The sequence below is a fragment of the [Actinomadura] parvosata subsp. kistnae genome (assembly GCF_900323885.1).
Classification (GTDB): Bacteria; Actinomycetota; Actinomycetes; order Streptosporangiales; family Streptosporangiaceae; genus Nonomuraea; species Nonomuraea composti.
Window position 1 is genome coordinate 70,297 of sequence record NZ_OOHJ01000031.1, and the last position, 17,837, is coordinate 88,133.

Sequence of the window (17,837 nt, forward strand, 5' to 3'; positions counted from 1 at the left end):
CTCATGACCCAGCCCGTGCGCCTGGGCGGCACCGTGCGCCAGCGGCCCGCCCTGCGAGTGGATCCCGCCGTGCGTCTGCGGCCCGCCCTGCGAGTGGGCCCCGCCGTGCGTCTGCGGCCCGCTGGGCGGCTGGCCTGTGCCATATGCCTGGAGCCCGCTCTGGGAAGGGGCCGCACTGTGCGGCTGGGCGGCTCCGTGCGGCTGGGCGGCGCCCTGCGCGTGGGCGCCGCTGTGCGGCTGGGCCGCGCCGCGCCGGGCAGAGGGTCGGAGGCGCCGGGCCGGGGCGCGACGGGGTGGTCGACGGTGTCCCAGGCGTCGCGCGCGTCCGAGGGCCGGGCCGGGGCCGGCTCGGGGCCGGGGCGGCGTACGGGGCGGAAGGCCGGCGGGAGGGGGCGGTCAGGCGGAGGAGGACGTCGCGCATCGACGGCCGCCCCGCCGGGTCCTTGGTCAGGCAGGCCGTCACGACCTCGCGCAGCGGCCGGCCCAGGTCCCCGAGCACCGGCTCCTCGCGCAGGATGCGGTTGATGACGGCGGGCAGCGAGTCGTCCCCGAACGGCGGCACGCCGGTGGCGGCGAAGACGAGCACGGACGCCCACGAGAACACGTCCGCCGCGGCCCCCACGGGCTGCCCGGCGAGCTGCTCGGGCGCCATGTAGGCGGGCGTGCCGACGATGTTGCTGGTGGCCTTCATGCCGGAGCCGAGCGCCGCGGCGATGCCGAAGTCGACCACGCGGGGCCCGTCGGGGCCGAGCAGGACGTTGGCGGGCGTGAGGTCGCCGTGGACGACGCCGGCCTGGTGGATGGCGTCGAGCGCGGTCGCGGTCGCCACGGCGAGCCGCTGCAGCTCCGTCCCGCCGCGCCGGCCCGCCTGCTGCAGCGAGGGCCCGTCCACGTACTCGGACACGATGTACGGCCTGCCGCTGGTCGAGGCGTCGAGCACCTGCGCGAGGCAGAACGGCTCGACCTTGCGCGCGGCGGCGATGTCGGCGGCGAGGCGATCGTCCACGGCCAGCCCCTCGCGCAGCACCTTGACGGCGACGGGGGTTCCGTTGCGTGCCTGGCCGAGGTAGACGACACCGTGGCCGCCCGCGCCGAGCCGCCCGACCAGCCGGTAGGGCCCCACCGCTGCCGGGTCGCCCTCGCGGAGGGGTTCGACGTTGGGCATGAGGGGAGTGACTCCTGTGACGGCTGAGACAGAACATCGAGCACCCTACTGGCAAAAGTCAAGACTTGTCAGAAGTTAGGCTGATCAACTGCGAAGAAAGGGGTAAGTGGGGTGCACTCGCTGGAGGACTACGCCCAGGGTGTACGGGCGGGCTCCCGTACCTGGATCGCCCGCGCGATCACGCTGGTCGAGTCGACCAGGCCCGACCACCACGCGCTCGCGCAGCGGCTCCTCGTCGAGCTCACCCCGCTGTCCGGACGGGCGCGCCGCGTCGGCGTGTCGGGCGTGCCGGGTGTGGGGAAGTCCACGTTCATCGACGCGCTCGGCACCCGGCTGACGGCGGCGGGGCACCGGGTGGCGGTGCTGGCGGTGGACCCGTCCTCGACGAGGACGGGCGGGAGCATCCTCGGCGACAAGACCCGCATGGCCCGGCTGGCGGCGGACCCGGCGGCGTTCATCAGGCCCTCGCCGACCTCGGGCACGCTCGGCGGCGTCACCAAGGCCACCAGGGAGGCGATGGTGGTGGTGGAGGCGGCCGGGTTCGACGTCGTGCTGGTGGAGACCGTCGGCGTGGGGCAGTCGGAGACGGCGGTGGCCGACATGGTGGACACGTTCCTGCTGCTCACGCTGGCCCGTACCGGCGATCAGCTCCAGGGCATCAAGAAGGGCGTGCTGGAGCTCGCCGACGTCATCGCCGTCAACAAGGCCGACGGCGAGCACGAGCCGCCCGCCAGGAAGGCGGCGCGCGAGCTGGCGGGGGCGCTGCGGCTGCTGCGCTCCGACACGACCCCGCCTCCGGTGCTGACCTGCAGCGGCCTGACCGGCGACGGGCTGGAGGAGCTGTGGCGGCGGGTCCTGGCCCACCAGGACACGATCGACCTGGAGGCCAGGCGCCGCCGCCAGCAGGTGCGGTGGACGTGGACGCTCGTCCAGGACCGGCTCCTCGCGGAGCTGCGCGGCGATCCGGGGGTGGCGGAGATCGCCGGCGAGGTGGAGCGCGAGGTGCTCGCGGGGGAGCTGACGCCGGCCCTCGCGGCGGAAAAAATTCTGTCCGTGTTCAAGAGGCTTTGACCCGCTTTCGGGTCGGGGCGGGCGCCGAAACGGTACTCCCCGGGTGGAGATACATCCTCCCTGGGTGTGAAAACCCCCCCTTCCCGATGACCTCCGGACGGGGCGCACCCGTGATGCGTGTCACGATGTCGCGCAACCGAGTGGGGAGGGCTACATGGGTGCGGAATCGACAGCGGGATCGACGCTGCCCGACAGGGTGACGGAGGCGCTGGAGGAGTACGGTCGCCTCCTGGACGAGCACGGCATCACCTGGGGCGAGCCGGAGATCCATTACGTGAAGTTCTTCGCCCGCCGCCGGGTGCTGCCGACCCGGTTGTTCGACCGGTTCTGGGGGCTCGTCCTGAAGGCGGTGGCGGAGAGCCACCCCGACGAGCCGCACGACCGGGTCGCCGCCCGGCTGTCCGAGCCCGACTACGACCGCGTGCTGCGCGACACGCTCGACGGCGAGCTGCCGGAGCACCTCGTCGCCGTGCGTGTCGAGCAGGACGACGTCCGCCTCGAAGGGGCGCCCCGCACCGTGCTCCTGCCCTCGGAGCCGTCCCCGAACGCGCGCCGCCCCGGCGGGGCCTGCCGCTCGTCATGCTGCCGGGCGGCGAGCCGCGGCCCGCGCGCCCGGGTGACGGGCTCGCGCCCGCCGCGCCGCTGCCCGGGCGCGGCGAGGAGCGGATCTCGCTGCTCATCGACTCCAGCCGGGACGCGCCCTGCCTGGTCAGCGTGGACGACGCGCAGCGCCTGCTCCCCCGCGCGGCGCCTGGCTGGCCGAGGTGGACGAGGACGGCCTGGTCATCGTCGACGGCGTCCGCGTCCGCCTGGACACGCTGCTGCGGCCCATCCCGTCGGCCACGCTGCGCCTGGTGGCCGGGGTGCCCTGCCGGTGGAGCGTGGTGGCCAGCGACGGCAGCGGCTGGTTCCCGCCCGACGTCCCGCACCGCTACGACTACCACGGCCGCCCGTACTTCCACGGCGACGACCTGCGCCTGGAGGTGCCCTGCCTGGAGCTGACGGTCACCGCCGCGCGCGGCATGGAGCACGGCGAGGCCACGACCAGGCTCGTCCCGCGCCCCGCCGGCGAGGAGCGGGTCGAGCTGACCCCCGCCCGCCTGTACGACGCCGCCGCCCGCGGCTGGTACGGCGGCGACCTGCACGTGCACCTCAACTGGGCGGGCGACCTGGTGGCCGTGCCCGCCGACGCGGCCGCCGCCCAGCACGGCGAGGACCTGCACGTGCTCAACCTGCTGGCCGGCAACGTCTCGGGCCGCCGCGTGTACGACCGGGAGGCGCTGGAGCACTGGGTGGACCGCGACCTGCCGTGGTCCGACGGCACCCACCTGGCCAGGATGGGCGTCGAGTACCGCAACGACCTGCTCGGCCACATCTACGCCTTCGCGCCCCGCTCGGCGCCCGGCCGCTACCACACGGGCTTCGACGGCGACGCCGACTGGCCGCCCAACGCCGACGGGCTGCGCGAGCTGCGCGGCCTCGGCGCGCTGGTCGGCTACAGCCACCCCTTCCGCGCCCCGATCACCGACGCCGACCCGCCCAAGGGCATCGTCTCGCCGGTGCCGCGCAACTGCGCCGCCCGCGAGCTGGTGGCCGACGCCGCGCTCGGGCTCGTGGACAGCCTCGACGTGCTCACGCACGCCTCGATCCCGTCCACGGCGTCGGTGTACCGGCGGCTGCTCGGCGCCGGCAACCGGCTGGCCGTGACGGCGGGCACGGACGCGATGATCTCCTTCACCCGCTCCGACACCCAGTCGAACCCGCCCGGCTGGGCCCGCGTCTACGCCCGCGTCGAGGGCGAGCTGACCGCCCGGTCGTTCGCGGCGGCGGTACGCGCGGGCCGCACGTTCGCCACCACCGGCCCCTGGCTGGAGCTGACGGTCGACGGCCACGGCCCCGGCCACGTGCTGCACGCCGAGCCGGGCGAGCGCGTCAGCGTCACGGCCACCGCCCTCGGCCCCGAGGTGGCCGCGGTGCGCATCCGCACCGCCGACGGCGTGCGGGCGGGCGCCGAGCGGCTGTCGCCCGGCGGGCGCGGCTGGGGCCGGGACCGGCTGACCGTGACGGCCGAGCTGCAGGTGGACGCGCCCACGTACATCATGGCCGAGGTGCTGTGCGACCCGCACCCGCGCACGCTGACCGCCACGGGCTACGCCCTGACCAGCCCCGTGTACGTGGACGTGGACGGCCGGCAGGTGGCCAGGCAGGAGGACGTGCGCTGGTGCCTGGAGTGGCTGGACGGGCTGGAGGAGCTGATCAGGCAGCACGGCCGCCTGGCCAGCCCCTACCAGTTCGGCGACCACATGTCGCTGCTCGAGCAGGCTCGGGCGGTCTACCAGGGACGGCTGGGCTGATCCGGTGGACGTCAAGGCCCTGCTGCGTGACCATCCCGCATGGCTGGCGCACCTGGAGTCCGTTGAAGGGCCCGACCTCGTCCTGCCCGCCGACCTCGCCACGGAGCTGCTGCGGCTCACGGTGCCGCACGAGGACATCGGCGCGGTGCTCGCCGCCAGGCCCGAGCCGGGCAGCGGGCGGTGGTGGCTGGCCGAGCGGTGCGCGCGCTCGCTGGTGGCCACGATGGGACGGCCGGACGACGGCCCGCCGTCCTTCCAGCCGCTGCCGGAGCTGGGTCCCTACTTCTCCGTGTACGCCTTCCTCGGCGCGCTGCCGTACACGCTGGCCTACCACCGGGAGCTGGGCATCCCGGCGGAGGTGTCGCAGGCCACCTTCGCCGACCTGGGACGGCTGGTCGCGGTGCACATGACGTGCGGGTCGTGGCTGCTCGACGACCAGCTCCGCGCGTACCTGCCGGCCGGCTCCCACATCCTCGCCTTCCAGCGGCGCTTCCGCCTGCTGGAGCGCGCGGTCGCCGACCACCTGGCCGCCGGCGGCACCTGGTACGGCCGCGTGGGCTGGCTCCCCTTCTGAGAAACTGACCGACCGGCCAATTCGGTATCCGTGCGTGCTAGATTTTGGCCATGCGGTCAGAAATTGATTCGAGCGGCCAGAAAGGGCGGTCGTTCATCGAGGAGGCCAGGCGGGCGCAGATCATGGCCTCCGCCATCGAGGTCATCGCCGAGGCCGGCTACGCGCAGGCGTCACTGGCGCGGATCGCCGCGCACGCCGGCATCAGCAAGGGCGTCATCTCCTACCACTTCGCCGGCAAGGACGAGCTGGTGGAGCAGGTCGTCGAGCACACCTACGGCGCCGTCATCGAGCACGTGCTGGCCCGGATGGAGGGCCTGACCACGGCCACCGAGCTGCTGCGCGCCCACATCACGGCCGTCGCCGAGCACATGCGGGAGCACCCCACGCAGGTCAGAGCCCTGGGAGAGATCTTCACGAACTTCCGGTCCGCCGACGGCGCCCTCCGCTACGGCATGCACACCAACGAGGACCTCTACCAGGGCATCGAGCGCATCTTCCGCCTCGGCCAGGAGAGCGGCGAGTTCCGCGCGTTCGACGTGCGCGTCATGGCCGTCACCCAGCAGGCGGCCATCGACGACATGTTCGCCTACTGGATCACCCACCCCGGCCACGACCTCGACGCTCACGCCGCCGAGCTCGCCGACCTCATGGAAAGGGCGTGCCGCGCATGAAGACGCTGACCGGCACCCGGCTGTACGCGATCGACAACCTGCGGATCGTGCTGACCGCGCTCGTCGTCGTCCACCACGCCGCCATCACCTACGGCAACATCCCCCTGTGGTACTACACCGAGCCCGCCCAGGACGCCACGGGCGGCGCGCTCGACCTGCTGGTCGTGGCCGACCAGGCGTTCTTCATGGGGTTCTTCTTCCTCATCTCCGGCTTCTTCACCCCCGGCTCCTACGACCGCAAGGGCGCCCGCGTGTTCGTGCGCGACCGGCTCCTGCGGCTCGGCGTCCCGCTGCTGGCCTACCTCCTGCTGCTGCGCCCGCTGGCCGACATCGGCGGCGTGCTCGGCCGTGGTGACACGCCGTTCTGGCAGTACTACCTGCGCTCGTGGGACCCGGGGCCCATGTGGTTCGTCGAGGTGCTGATCGTGCTCGCGCTGGCGTACGTCGGCTGGCGGGCCCTGCGCGCGCCGCTCGACCCGCGGCCCGCCCCGCTCACCGTGAGGCCGGTCGTGCTGTTCGCGCTGGGGCTGGCGGCGGCCACGTTCCTGTGGCGGCTGATCGTGCCGAGCGGCACCTACTGGCCGGTGATTGGGTTGCCGACCCCCTACTTCCTGCCCCAGTACGTGTCCCTGTTCGTGCTCGGCTGCGTCGCCCACCGGCGTGGCTGGTTCGAGACGCTGCCCGCGCGGGCCGCCGGGCTGGGCTTCACCCTGGCCGGGGTGGCCACGCCGCTGCTGCTCGTGCCCTCGCTCCTCACCACCGGCGCGCTGTCGACGGCGCTGATGGCCGCGTGGGAGTCCGCCTTCGCGGTCGGCATGATCATCGGCCTGACGGTGTGGTTCAGGGAGCGGCACCACACGCAGGGGCCGCGCGGCCGCTTCCTCGCCGAGCACGCCTTCACCGTCTACATCATCCACCCGCTCGTGCTCGTCGGGCTCGGGTGGGCGCTGAGCCCGCTCGACACGCTCGCCGTCGTCAAGTTCGCCGCCATGCTGGTGCTCGCGCTGCCGCTGTGCTGGTGGCTGGCCTACCTGGTGCGCTCGCTGCCGGGGGCCAGGCGGGTGCTCTAGCCCGGCGGCGTCACGAGCATCGCGGGCAGCGGGGACGGGCGGCCGTCGCGCACGCACACGTACGTGACCGTGCCGACCGCCACCAGCTCCTGCCCGCGTCGCATCGTGAACGTCATCGTGAGCGACGTCGAGCCGATCCTGGCCGGCGCGCTCTCCACCGCCAGCACGTCGCCCAGCCGTGCCGGCGCGTGGTGCTCGCAGCCGCTCACCTTGACGACCAGGTCGGCGCCCTCCCGCAGCAGCCGCTCGTAGCCGCCCCTGGGGGCGAGCCAGTCGAGGAAGGCGTCCTCGAAGTACTCGTAGTAGCGGCTGGCGTGCACCATGGCCTGCGGGTCGCAGTGCCGCGGCCGCACCGGCAGGCGGGAGATCACCGCCAGGTCGTCCACGGTGGTCACTCGTAGAAGGAGTCGAGGATCTTGCCGTGCCGCTCCTCGACGGCCTTGCGTTTGATCTTGAGGCTGGCGGTCAGCTCGCCCGTCTCCACCGAGAAGTCCTCCGCCAGGATCGCGAACTTCTTGACCGTCGCGTAGCTGGCCTCCCCGGCGTTGACCTCCTTGATCGCCTTCTCGACCTCGGCGCGCATGCGCGGATGCTCGCGCAGCTCGGCCGGGTCGGCGGGCAGCGACTCGGCCTGCGCCCACGGCGTGACCACATCCATGTCGAGCGTGACCAGCGCCGTCACGTAGTTGCGCCGGTCGCCGTGCACGAACACGTGCGACACGAACGGGCAGGCCGCCTTGATCCGGCCCTCCAGGTACGTGGGCGCGACGTACTTGCCGCCCGAGGTCTTGATCAGCTCCTTCTTGCGGTCGGTGATGCGCAGCCGGCCGGCCTCGTCCAGCTCGCCGATGTCGCCCGTGTGCAGCCAGCCGTCCTCCAGCGCCTCGGCCGTCTCCTCGGGCAGGCCGTGGTAGCCGCGCATGACGCCGCGCCCGCCGATCAGGATCTCGCCGTCCTCGGCGATGCGCACCCGCGTGCCGGGGAACGGCGGGCCGACCGTGCCGAACCGCACCGACTCCGGCCGGTTGAGGAAGCTGCCCGCCGACGACTCCGTCAGCCCGTACCCCTCGAGGATGGTCAGCCCGGCCGCGTCGAAGAACTCGGCGACCTCCTGGTTGAGCGGGGCCGCGCCGGAGATGAAGAAGCGGATCCGGCCGCCGAACCGCTCGCGCAGCTTGGCGAACACCAGGCGGTCGGCCAGGGCGTACTCGGCGCGGGTGGTGACCGGGATCGCGGTGCCGCGCTGCCTGGCGCGGACGACCCGCCGGCCGGTCTCGCGCGCCCACGAGAAGATGCGCAGCTTGAGGCCGCCCTCGCGCCGCATGTTCGCCACGACCGTGTTGTGGATCTTCTCGAAGACGCGCGGCGCGGCGGCCATGACGGTCGGCCGGACCACGCCGAGGTTGTCGGCGATCCTGTCGATGCGGCCGTCGATCGCGGTCGGCACGCCGATGTCGATCATCACGACCTCCAGCAGCTTGCCGAACGAGTGCGACAGCGGCAGCCACAGGAAGTGCAGGTCGGAGGGGGAGATCAGGTCGATCTCGCGCACCGCGCCGGCCGCGTACAGCCAGTTGTCGTGGGTCAGCTCGACGCCCTTGGGGCGGCCGGTGGTGCCGGAGGTGTAGATCAGAGTGGCCAGGTCGTCCTGGGCGATGGCGTCCACCATCGCGTCGTAGTCGCCGGCGCCGCCGCTCAGGGAGCCGAGGGTGATCACCCAGCCGTCGTCGCTGCCCGTACCGTCGATCACGATCACGTGCGTGACGCCGGGCAGCTCCTTCTGGACGGACCTGAGCTTGGCCACCTGCTCGTCGTTCTCGGCGATGACGATCGTGCTGCCCGAGTCGGTGATGACGAAGGCGGACTCGGCGGCCGTGTTCGACGGGTAGATCGTGGTCGTGGCCGCCCCGGTCGCCAGCACCGCGAGGTCGCAGAGGATCCATTCGAGGCGGGTGGAGCACAGGATCGACACGCGGGTGCCCGGCCCCGAGCCCAGCTCCGCCAGCGCCAAGGCCAGGTCGCGTACCCGCTCGCCCACCTCCCGCCAGGTCAGCGAGGTCCACCCGTCGGCCGAGGGGACACGATAGGCCTCGGCGTCGGGGCTGGCCGCGATCCGGTCGCGCAACAGGGAGGGAATGCTGGACATGCCTGACCTCCTGGGGGTGTTGGCCCGACTCTAGGACGGCGGCACCGTCTCAGTCGATGCTCCCGACGGATCGTGATCTCGGCGTGGCGACACCGACCAGCCGCGCGGTGCGCACCTCCCAGACACCGCACGCGCACCTCAGGTACGACACCACCCCCTCCGAGGTGCGGTGGGCGGAGACGACGGTCATGGCCAGGGGGTCGTGCAGCTCTCTGGTGTGCATGATTCCAACGTGCGGTAAGGGCCTTGTGCATTTCAATGCTTACGGGGGGATCGGGCTGCGGGGCTTGCCAGATGATCGATCTGTCGCGTAAGCTGCCGGACGTCTTATCGCCGACCCCCGGGGGCAGCTGACGTGAGGATCTGAGGTCGCGGGCACCGCGCCGTTCGGCCCTGTCATGGGCATGCGCGCATCACCTGGACCTCGAAGGCATCCTCGCCCCTTCGCCGTGGACTCCGACTCCGAGTTCCCGCGTGTCGCGCATGTATGCGGTGATTCCCGCCAAGTCACGAAATTTCGACTTTTGTGATGGGAACCGCCTTATGGACCTGCAGATTATTAACACGCGGGTTTGATCTTGTTGGCGGCCTTGGTGTCTTCGGCGAGGACGCGTGCGTGCAGGACGCGCAGCAGCCCAGGCGGGGTGGGTGCGGGTGGGATGTGGGTGCCGTGCTGATCGAGGAGTAGGCCGATGCTTCGGGTGGTGCGGTAGGCGGTGGTCCGGCTGGTGCCGAACAGAACCGCCAGGGGTTCGATGGCAAGGCCCAGCCGCTGGTGCAGCACCGTGAGCAGGACCTGGTCGGTGAACGCCACAGTGGGCGGCCGGCCCGCTTTGATTCGCGGGCGTTGCTGATCGCGGGCTTGCAGGTTGATGGTCAGGCGGTCCAGTTCCGGGCGGGGCATGCCGGTCAGGGTGGGATCGGACAGGACCTGCGGGTCCCACCGTTCGGCCGGTTGGTCGTGACCGGTGGCGTCGGGGTCGGTGTCCAGGGTGGGGTGCAGGGTGTAGTTCCAGTCGCCGTGGAAGAGGTGCCGGGTCAGGGGCAGGGCGGCCAGCTCGGCGTCGCTGACGCGGGCGCCGAGCGGGTAGACGCCGGTGTCAAGTGCGGCCTGCACTTGCAATCCGGTGCTCGTGGTGGTGGCGGCGATGCTGTTGACCACCACTTCGTGGCTGGTCAGCGGTCTGCCGCGCCAGTTCATCGTGATGTGGGCGAACAGCCGGTGCTCCACCTTGTTCCATTTCGAGGTTCCGGGCGGCAGGTGGCAGACGGTGATGGTCAGGCCGGTCTCGGCGGCCAGAGCGGCCAGTTCGCTCTTCCAAGCGCGGGTGCGGTAGCCGTTCGCGCCGCCGGCATCGGCGGTGATCAGCAGCCGGGTGGCCTGCGGGTAAGCGGCGCTGCCCTGGGCATGCCACCAGCGGCGGATGGAGGCGACCGCGAACGCGGCGGTGTCGTGGTCGGTGCCGACGTTCACCCAGCCGGTGTTGGCCGCGATGTCGTAGATGCCGTACGGGATCGCCTTCCCGGATGCGGACTCGGCGAAGTCGTGGACGTTGACCAGCACCGGCTCACCGGCCGGCCGCCACTCCCGTCCGGCGTTCTTGAACGGCCCGAGCAGTTCCTTCTTCTTGGTGTCCACGCTGATCACCGGCTGTCCGGCATCGCGATACGCGCGGACCTGCTCATTGAGGTGGCGGAACTGCGCATCGCGATCCGGGTGCCGGCCGCCCTCCAGCGTCTTGGCGTTGCCCTGCAGGCTGAACCCCTCAGTGCGCAGGATGTCGGCGACGGTGTCGGCCGACACCCGGTGCCCCTGGCCGGTGAGCTCACCGGCCAGCTTGCGGGTGGACTTGGTGGTCCAGCGCAGCGGCGAGGTCGGATCCCCACGCTCATCCGGCTCCACCAGCGCCAGCAGCATGGCCCGTAACTGGGGGTCGATGTCGACCAGTCGCTTCCGTCCTCCGCCTGGCCGACGGACCCGTCCCAACGGCTCGGCGCCCGCCTCCAGCTCATCCACGCCCCGTGACACCGTGGCCTCGCGGACACTCGCCGCCTGGGCCACCGCCCGGATCCCGCCGTGCCCCAGTGCGCGCGCCTCGGCACCGAGCAGCAGCCGGCGTTGCCGCTCGTCCAGATGCGGCAAGATCACCTCAAGTTTCGCAGCCAGCATCTCTACGGTCTCCGCCGACACGCTCATACCAGACCATCGACCGCGAACCCGGAATGCTACGAGTTATTTCTCTGCAGGCCCTATGCCTTATTCCATTGTCGTTGATCACGTCTCCTTCGCCTGGCCCGACGGCACCACCGTGCTCGACCGGCTCGACGCCGCCTTCCCCGCCGGACGTACCGGGCTCATCGGGGTCAACGGGTCGGGCAAGTCCACCCTGCTCAAGATCATCGCGGGCGAGCTGGACGCCCGGTCCGGATCCGTGTCCGTCTCCGGCGTCGTCGGCTACCTGCCCCAGAACGTGCCGCTCGGCGCCCGCCGTACCGTGTCGGACCTGCTGGAGATCAGCCGCACGCGGGCCGCGCTGCACGCCATCGAGCGCGGCGACGTCGCCGAGGAGCACTTCACCGCCGTCGGCGACGACTGGGACGTCGAGGAGCGCGCCCGCGCCGAGCTGGACCGGCTCGGGCTCGGCCACCTCGGCCTCGACCGCACGGTCGCCACCCTGTCCGGCGGCGAGACCATCATGGTCGCGCTCGCCGCGCAGCTGCTCAAACGGCCCGACGTGCTGCTGCTCGACGAGCCCACCAACAACCTCGACCTGGACGCGCGCCGGCGGCTCTACGCCACCGTCGCCGCCTGGCAAGGGGTGCTGCTCGTCGTCAGCCACGACCGGGCGCTGCTGGAGCTGGTCGACCAGATCGCCGAGCTGCGCGACGGCTCCGTGCGCATGTACGGCGGCAACCTCAGCGCGTACGAGGAGCAGGTCGCCGCCGAGCAGGAGGCGGCCGAGCGCTCCGTCCGCACCGCCGAGGGCGAGGTGCGGCGCCAGCAGCGCGAGCTCATCGAGGCCAGGACCAGGATCGACCGCGGCCTGCGGAACGGGAGGAAGGCGTTCGAGAACAAGAAGGTACCGAAGATCGTCGCGAACACGCTCAAGGGCAAGGCCCAGGTGAGCGCCGGCAAGCAGCGGGCCCTGCACCTGGAGAAGCTGGAGGAGGCCCGCGAGCGGCTCACCGAGGCCGAGCAGGCCGTGCGGGACGACGCCGAGATCCGCATCCAGCTCCCCGGTACGGAGGTGCCCGCCGGCCGCACGGTGCTCACCCTCCCGCTGGACCCGCCGCGCCGTACGGTGCTCACGCCACCGCCGGAGCCGGAGCCCCGCGCGGGCGAGGGCGCCCCGGCGGCGGTGCTGGAGACGCTGGTCGTGCGCGGGCCGGAACGGATCGCGCTGCTCGGGCCCAACGGGTCGGGCAAGACCACGCTGCTGCGGCGCATCGTCGAGCACGGCGCCCACGTGCCGGTCCGCTACCTGCCGCAGCGGCTCGACCTACTCGACGACCGGCTGAGCGTGCTGGACAACGTGCGGGCCGTCGCCCCCTCCGCGTCCGTGAACGACGTACGCGCCGGCCTGGCCCGCTTCCTGTTCCGCGGCGAGCGGGCCAACCAGGCCGCCGGCACACTGTCCGGCGGCGAGCGCTTCCGCGCCACGCTCGCCGCGCTGCTGTCGGCCGAGCCGCCGCCGCAGCTCTTGCTGCTCGACGAGCCGACCAACAACCTCGACATGGCCAGCGTCCGCCAGCTCTCCCAGGCGCTGGCCGCCTACCGGGGCGCGCTCATCGTGGCCAGCCACGACCTGCCGTTCCTGGAGACGCTCGGCATCACCCGCTGGCTGCGGCAGGATCGGGAGGAGGGACTGACCGAATCGTAATTGACGGTTGGGGATCAACCCGGCGATAGTGTGGCAGGTGGCTACACCCCGGCTGATCTCCAGCGTTCTCGTTCTGGCGACGCTCACCACCCTCGGCGCGTGCTCCTCCGGAGGGCTGTCCCCGACCGGTGGCGAGCCCAGGGTCACGGGCGTCGCCGGCGGCGACGGCGCCGTCCCGCAGACGGGGCCCGGAGAGAGCAGCAGCGGCGGCCCGACCACGGCCGCGCTGACGCCCGAGGCGTACAAGAGCGAGCTGGAGAGCCGCAAGAAGGCGATGACCGACGCGATCACCGCGCTGGCGGGGGCGCGCGGGCTCAAGGCGCTCGACCAGCGGGTGGGGCGGGCCGAGGAGGAGCTGGCCGGCGCCGCCGACGCCCTGTCCGCCCTCACTCCGCCCGAGGCCGTGCGCGCCCAGCACGAGACGTACGTGACCAGCCTGCGCGACGTCGCCACCGAGCTGGGCGCCACCTCCGGCAAGGTCGGCGCGCACGACCTGTGCACCTCCTCCGCCGTGCTCGCCGACCTCGGCGACAAGCTCGACGCCCTCGACGAGGCCGGCAAGGCGCTGCAGAGCGCCGGTGACTACCCGGCCGACGTCGTGTCCGTCAAGGCGGGCAAGCGGCAGAGCCGGCGGCTGAGCAACGGCTCGTTCATCCGCAGGAGCACGCTGAACGGGCGCAGCTCCCTGGAGATCGACAACGGCGGCACCCTCGACGCCGTGGTCACCGTGGTCAAGGGCAAGAGCAAGGTCTTCAGCGTGTACGTGCGCAAGAAGGCGAAGTTCAAGGTCAAGGGCGTGCGCGACGGCAGCTACAAGATCTACTTCACGCACGGGGCCGACTGGGACGGCAAGAACAAGGCGTTCACCCGCAACTGCAGCTTCGAGCGGTTCGAGAAGACGGTGAAGTTCAAGACCACGTTCACCGCCACGCAGATCCTCTGGCACGACTGGCGGATCACCCTGCACTCCATCTCCGGAGGCAACGTCCGCACCTCAGAGGTGGACCCGGACGACTTCCCAGGCTGACCCGCACGCTTTTCGTACGGCGAGGGCCGCGCACCCCACCGGCGCGCGGCCCTCTTGTGTCAAGCAGATCGGATCAGGTGGAGAAGAGCATGCCCACCCAGCTGCGCTGACGGTGGTGGCCGTAGTGGCCGCCGCCGTGGTGCGGCGCACCCCAGGCCGGGCCGGGGGCGGGGGCGGGGGAGCCGCGTGGTACTGCGACTCCATCCGGGTCAGGGTCTCCAGCTCGCCGTAGTCGAGGAAGATCCCGCGGCAGTTGTCACACTGCTCGATGTGGACGCCGTTGCGCTCATAGGTCCGCATGTTCCCGCGGCACTTGGGGCACTGCATCTAAGTCGCTCTCCTTGACTTCGAGGTTTCAGGGTGAAACCTACCGCGCGCAACCCCCGTCATGCTCGGACGATTCTGTTGCACGATTCGATTAACGAGTGCTCCACCTCGTCGAGTTCCCGGCCCTCGCTCTCGGCGTTCACCACGGCCACGGCGGCGAGCTGAACGGTCAGCGCGCGGGCCGGCAGATCGAGCCGCGCCCACGGGTCGTCGCCCTGCCCGAGTGCCGGCCCGCCGGAGGCGAGGTACGCCCCGAGGAAGCGCTCCCACACGGCCGGTTCGAGCAGCCCCGCCGCGTACCAGGCGGCCGGCCGCGCCAGATCCCACGCCGGATCACCGACACCCAGGTCGTCGACATCGATGAGCAACCACCGATCACGGTGCACGAGCTGCCCGAGATGCCAGTCACCGTGCGTGAGCAACCCCGGCACCGGCACCGCCTCAGGCAACTCCTTGAACGCCCGCCTGACCAGCTCCTCCACCGGCCCGTCACCCGTCATGCGCCCCACCGCCCGCGCGGCCCGCGCCGGCCCGCCCGCGGGCGGCAACGCGGGCACCAGCGTCAGCGGAACGGCATGCAACCGGGCCAGCAGCCGGGCCCCCTCCTCCCACGGCGCCGAGCCGGGATCGTCATGCGACACCGGCCGCCCCGCCGGCCACACCGTCACCGCCCGGCCGCCCGCCGCCAGCACCTCGGGCTCCAGCGGCGCCAGCATCACCCCGCTCACCGCGGCCGACGCGGCGGCCCGCAACCTCGGCCGCAACGACTCGGCGTCATCGCGCGCCGAATGGGCCTTCACAACGACCTCGCCCATGCGTAACACGACGACGTCCGTACGCGTCGGGTGTAACACGGGCTCACCCGTGCCGCCGTACGCCTTGGCGATACCCGCCAGCTCCGCTTCAAGACCCACTCGTACAGACTAAGTGGCATGAGAGTCGGTTTCGCCGTGCCCGTGTCAGGGCCATGGGCCACACCTGAGAATCTGCGTCGGATCGCCGTCCGGGCCGAGGAGCTCGGCTATCACGAGCTCTGGACGTTCCAGCGGCTGCTCTACCCGGTCGGGCACCCCATGGGGGCCACCTACCGGGCCGTGCACGACCCGATCGTCACGCTCGCGCACGTCTCGGCCGTGACCAGCCGGATCCGGCTCGGCGTCGCGGTGATCAACGCGTACGTGCAGCCCGTCGTGCTGGCCAAGCAGCTCGCCACGCTGCAGACGCTCTCCGGTGGGCGGGTGAGCGCCGGGATCGGGCTGGGGTGGCTGCCGGAGGAGTTCGAGGCGACCGGGGTCGACATGGCGCGGCGCGGGCGCAGGGGCGAGGAGTTCGTCGAGGTGCTGCGCAAGGCGTGGAACGACGACGTGGTGGAGCACGACGGCGAGTTCTACCGGGTGCCGGCCGCGCACATCGATCCCAAGCCGCAGCCGGGGCCGCCGCCGATCCTGCTGGGCGGCACCGCCGACGTCGCGTTGCGGCGGGCCGCGCGGCTGGGCGACGGGTGGGTCAGCTCCAGCCGGGAGGACCTGGCCTCCATCGCCGCCCGGATCGAGCTGCTCAAGTCGGAGCTGGCCGCCGCCGGCCGGGACGCGAGCGCGTTCCGGTTCGTGTGCCGGGGGTCCACGCAGGTGCGGGCGCACGACGAGGACCGGCCGCTGACCGGCACGTACGACAAGATCAGGCGCGATGTCGAGGCGCTGGCGGCGCGCGGGGTCACGGAGGTGTTCCACGACCTCAACTTCGACCGCGAGATCCCGGAGGCCGGCGCGAAGGAGGCGATGCGCCGGGCCGAGGAGGCCCTGGAGGCACTGGCACCCGCGTCCTGACCGCCGGGCGCCCTCGGCGCTGCCGGGCCGCCGGGCGCCCTCAGCGCTGCTGGGCCGCCGGGCGCCCTCGGCGGTGCTGGGCGGCCGGGCGTCCGCCGCGCCGCCGGGGCGTTCGTGCCATGACCGTCCCGGGGCGTCGGCGTGCTAGGCGCCGCCGCCGTACGGCACGGTGATGATCTCCAGGTTGTGGCCGTTGGGGTCGGACCAGTAGAGGCCGCGCCCGCCGTCGTTGGTGTTGATCTGGCCCTCCCGCCGGTGGTACGGGTCGGCCCAGTACGTCAGCCCGCGCTCCTTGATCCGGCCCCAGATCTGGTCGAACTCGTCCTCGCTCACCAGGAACGCGTAGTGCAGCGACGGCAGGTCGCCGTCGGCCTGCACGACGTCGATGGACACGTCGTTGCCCAGCTCGACGACCCGGAACGGCCCGTACTCCGGCGCCGGCTCCAGACCGAGGAGATCGACGAGGAAGGCGGCGGTCGCGTCTCTGTCCCTGGCCGGCATGATGGTGTGGTTCAGATGGACGGACATGGTTGCAGGCTACGCCAGCGCCACGGGCAGTGTCGCGACGCCGCTCACGAAGTTCGACGGCAGCCACGTCACCGGGCCCGTCACCTCGATCCGCGTCACCGTCGCCCGCAGCTCGGCCAGCAGCGCCCTGATCTCGGCGCGGGCGAGCTGGGCGCCCAGGCAGAAGTGCGGCCCGTGGCCGAAGGTGAGGTGCCGGTTCGGCTGCCTGCCCACGTCGAAGCGGTCGGGGTCGTCGAAGACCGTCTCGTCGCGGTTGGCCGACACGGTCCACAACGCCACCACGTCGCCCTCCTCGATGCGCCGCCCGCCCACGTCGGCCGCGCGCGTGGCGACCCGGCCGACGTGCGCGGCCGGGGTCGTCCAGCGCAGGATCTCCTCCGTGGCCGGCTCGACCAGGCCGGGGTCCGCGCGCAGGCGCGCCCATTCCTTCTCGTACGTGGCCAGCGCCAGCACCCCGCCGGCCAGCGCCAGCCGGGCCGTCTCGTCCCCGCCGATGATCAGGTTGTAGCAGTTGAGCAGCACCTCCTCCTCGGTGAGGCCGGCCGAGACGAGCAGGCTGATGACGTCGTCACCGGGAGCGGAGCCGCGCTCGGCCGCCAGGCGGGTGTAGTAGAGCAGGATCTCGCTCTGCGCCATCCTCGCCTCCAGGCCGGCGCCCTCGTCGCCGAGCATCGCCTGCGCGGTCAGCTCCAGCACGCGCCGCCGGTCCCGCTCCGGGACGCCCAGCAGCTCGCAGATCGCCCGCAGCGGCACCTGCGCGGCCACCTCCGCGACGAAGTCGCCGCCGCCCGCCCTGACCAGGGCCCCGAGCAGGTCGCGGGTGGCCTCGGTGATCGAGCGGGTGACCGGGCCGAGCGTACGGGGGCCGAAGCCAGGGGTGAGGACGCGGCGCAGGGCGGTGTGCCTGGGGCCGTCCGTGACCACGAGCATCCGGCCCGCGCCCGGGTCGTGGCCGCGCAGGAGGGTGCGGAGCATGTTCCCCTTGAGCGAGGTGAACGTGTCCGGGTCCCGGACGACGCGCAGGACGTCGGCGTGCCGGGTGACGCTCCAGAAACGGTCGTGCCTGCGCACCGGGTCGGTGGCGCGCAGCCTGCGCCAGAGGGGGGTGAGGTCGTAGGAGGCGTGCAGGTGGGGGTCGAGGAGGTCCAGGCCGTCGAGGACGGCGGGATCCGGCTGAGGTCTCATCGGCTCATCGAC

At 72.3% G+C, this 17,837-nt stretch carries 17 protein-coding genes; 8 read left to right on the forward strand and 9 right to left on the reverse strand.

Going from position 1 to position 17,837, the window contains the following annotated elements; translation table 11 throughout:
- Window position 1: 1 nt before the first annotated feature.
- Window positions 2-1,165, reverse strand: coding sequence for a serine/threonine-protein kinase (locus tag KIS93_RS60160; protein ID WP_186405130.1), 1,164 nt, complete (start codon window positions 1,163-1,165; stop codon window positions 2-4).
- Between the two features lie 111 nt (window positions 1,166-1,276).
- Here KIS93_RS60160 and meaB point away from each other — a divergent pair, with 111 nt between their 5' ends.
- The 5 genes from meaB (at window position 1,277) to KIS93_RS60185 (ending at window position 6,905) form a co-directional block, all read left to right on the forward strand.
- Window positions 1,277-2,236, forward strand: a complete 960-nt coding sequence (meaB, locus tag KIS93_RS60165; protein WP_080040843.1) for a methylmalonyl Co-A mutase-associated GTPase MeaB — start codon at window positions 1,277-1,279, stop codon at window positions 2,234-2,236.
- 764 nt (window positions 2,237-3,000) lie between these two features.
- Window positions 3,001-4,590: a CehA/McbA family metallohydrolase gene (locus KIS93_RS60170; protein WP_246005561.1), complete on the forward strand. Its 1,590-nt coding sequence runs from the start codon at window positions 3,001-3,003 to the stop codon at window positions 4,588-4,590.
- A 4-nt stretch (window positions 4,591-4,594) separates the two neighbouring features.
- Entirely contained in the window at window positions 4,595-5,164 is a 570-nt protein-coding gene (locus tag KIS93_RS67040; RefSeq protein WP_230466380.1) for an acyltransferase domain-containing protein, read from the forward strand.
- 50 nt (window positions 5,165-5,214) lie between these two features.
- A complete protein-coding gene (locus tag KIS93_RS60180) occupies window positions 5,215-5,835 on the forward strand; it encodes a TetR/AcrR family transcriptional regulator (RefSeq protein ID WP_080046988.1) in 621 nt (206 codons plus the stop codon).
- Window positions 5,832-6,905 (forward strand): acyltransferase family protein, encoded by a 1,074-nt coding sequence (locus tag KIS93_RS60185; protein WP_080046989.1) that lies wholly within the window; start codon window positions 5,832-5,834, stop codon window positions 6,903-6,905. The genes KIS93_RS60180 and KIS93_RS60185 overlap by 4 nt, the downstream gene beginning before the upstream one ends.
- Here KIS93_RS60185 and KIS93_RS60190 read toward each other — a convergent pair.
- From KIS93_RS60190 to KIS93_RS60205, 4 genes are all read right to left on the reverse strand, one after another.
- The gene (locus tag KIS93_RS60190; protein ID WP_080040841.1) at window positions 6,902-7,300 is read right to left on the reverse strand and encodes an acyl-CoA thioesterase; all 399 of its coding nucleotides are present in this window, start codon (window positions 7,298-7,300) and stop codon (window positions 6,902-6,904) included. The two genes, KIS93_RS60185 and KIS93_RS60190, sit on opposite strands and share 4 nt — an antisense overlap.
- Window positions 7,297-9,051: an AMP-dependent synthetase/ligase gene (locus KIS93_RS60195; RefSeq protein WP_080040840.1), complete on the reverse strand. Its 1,755-nt coding sequence runs from the start codon at window positions 9,049-9,051 to the stop codon at window positions 7,297-7,299. The genes KIS93_RS60190 and KIS93_RS60195 overlap by 4 nt, the downstream gene beginning before the upstream one ends.
- 49 nt (window positions 9,052-9,100) lie before the next feature.
- The gene (locus KIS93_RS60200) at window positions 9,101-9,274 is read right to left on the reverse strand and encodes a hypothetical protein (protein ID WP_155128103.1); all 174 of its coding nucleotides are present in this window, start codon (window positions 9,272-9,274) and stop codon (window positions 9,101-9,103) included.
- A 336-nt stretch (window positions 9,275-9,610) separates the two neighbouring features.
- Window positions 9,611-11,248, reverse strand: coding sequence for an ISAzo13 family transposase (locus tag KIS93_RS60205; RefSeq protein WP_080038912.1), 1,638 nt, complete (start codon window positions 11,246-11,248; stop codon window positions 9,611-9,613).
- Between the two features lie 55 nt (window positions 11,249-11,303).
- On the opposite strand from KIS93_RS60205, the gene KIS93_RS60210 reads away from it, so the two are divergent.
- Entirely contained in the window at window positions 11,304-12,932 is a 1,629-nt protein-coding gene (locus tag KIS93_RS60210) for an ABC-F family ATP-binding cassette domain-containing protein (protein ID WP_080040839.1), read from the forward strand.
- A gap of 37 nt (window positions 12,933-12,969) precedes the next feature.
- A complete protein-coding gene (locus KIS93_RS60215; RefSeq protein WP_155128100.1) occupies window positions 12,970-13,959 on the forward strand; it encodes a hypothetical protein in 990 nt (329 codons plus the stop codon).
- Here the strand turns inward: KIS93_RS60215 and KIS93_RS69465 are convergent.
- Both KIS93_RS69465 and KIS93_RS60225 read right to left on the reverse strand, forming a co-directional pair.
- Complete coding sequence (locus KIS93_RS69465; protein WP_420895897.1) at window positions 13,927-14,286, reverse strand: TFIIB-type zinc ribbon-containing protein; 360 nt, start codon at window positions 14,284-14,286, stop codon at window positions 13,927-13,929. The genes KIS93_RS60215 and KIS93_RS69465 overlap by 33 nt on opposite strands.
- A gap of 59 nt (window positions 14,287-14,345) precedes the next feature.
- Window positions 14,346-15,200, reverse strand: coding sequence for a phosphotransferase (locus KIS93_RS60225; protein ID WP_080040836.1), 855 nt, complete (start codon window positions 15,198-15,200; stop codon window positions 14,346-14,348).
- An 18-nt stretch (window positions 15,201-15,218) separates the two neighbouring features.
- Here KIS93_RS60225 and KIS93_RS60230 point away from each other — a divergent pair, with 18 nt between their 5' ends.
- Window positions 15,219-16,112, forward strand: a complete 894-nt coding sequence (locus KIS93_RS60230) for a TIGR03619 family F420-dependent LLM class oxidoreductase (protein ID WP_080040835.1) — start codon at window positions 15,219-15,221, stop codon at window positions 16,110-16,112.
- A gap of 144 nt (window positions 16,113-16,256) precedes the next feature.
- Here KIS93_RS60230 and KIS93_RS60235 read toward each other — a convergent pair whose 3' ends face one another.
- Window positions 16,257-16,640, reverse strand: a complete 384-nt coding sequence (locus KIS93_RS60235) for a VOC family protein (protein WP_080040834.1) — start codon at window positions 16,638-16,640, stop codon at window positions 16,257-16,259.
- A gap of 9 nt (window positions 16,641-16,649) precedes the next feature.
- Window positions 16,650-17,825: a cytochrome P450 gene (locus tag KIS93_RS60240; protein WP_080040833.1), complete on the reverse strand. Its 1,176-nt coding sequence runs from the start codon at window positions 17,823-17,825 to the stop codon at window positions 16,650-16,652.
- Window positions 17,826-17,837 lie beyond the last annotated feature (12 nt).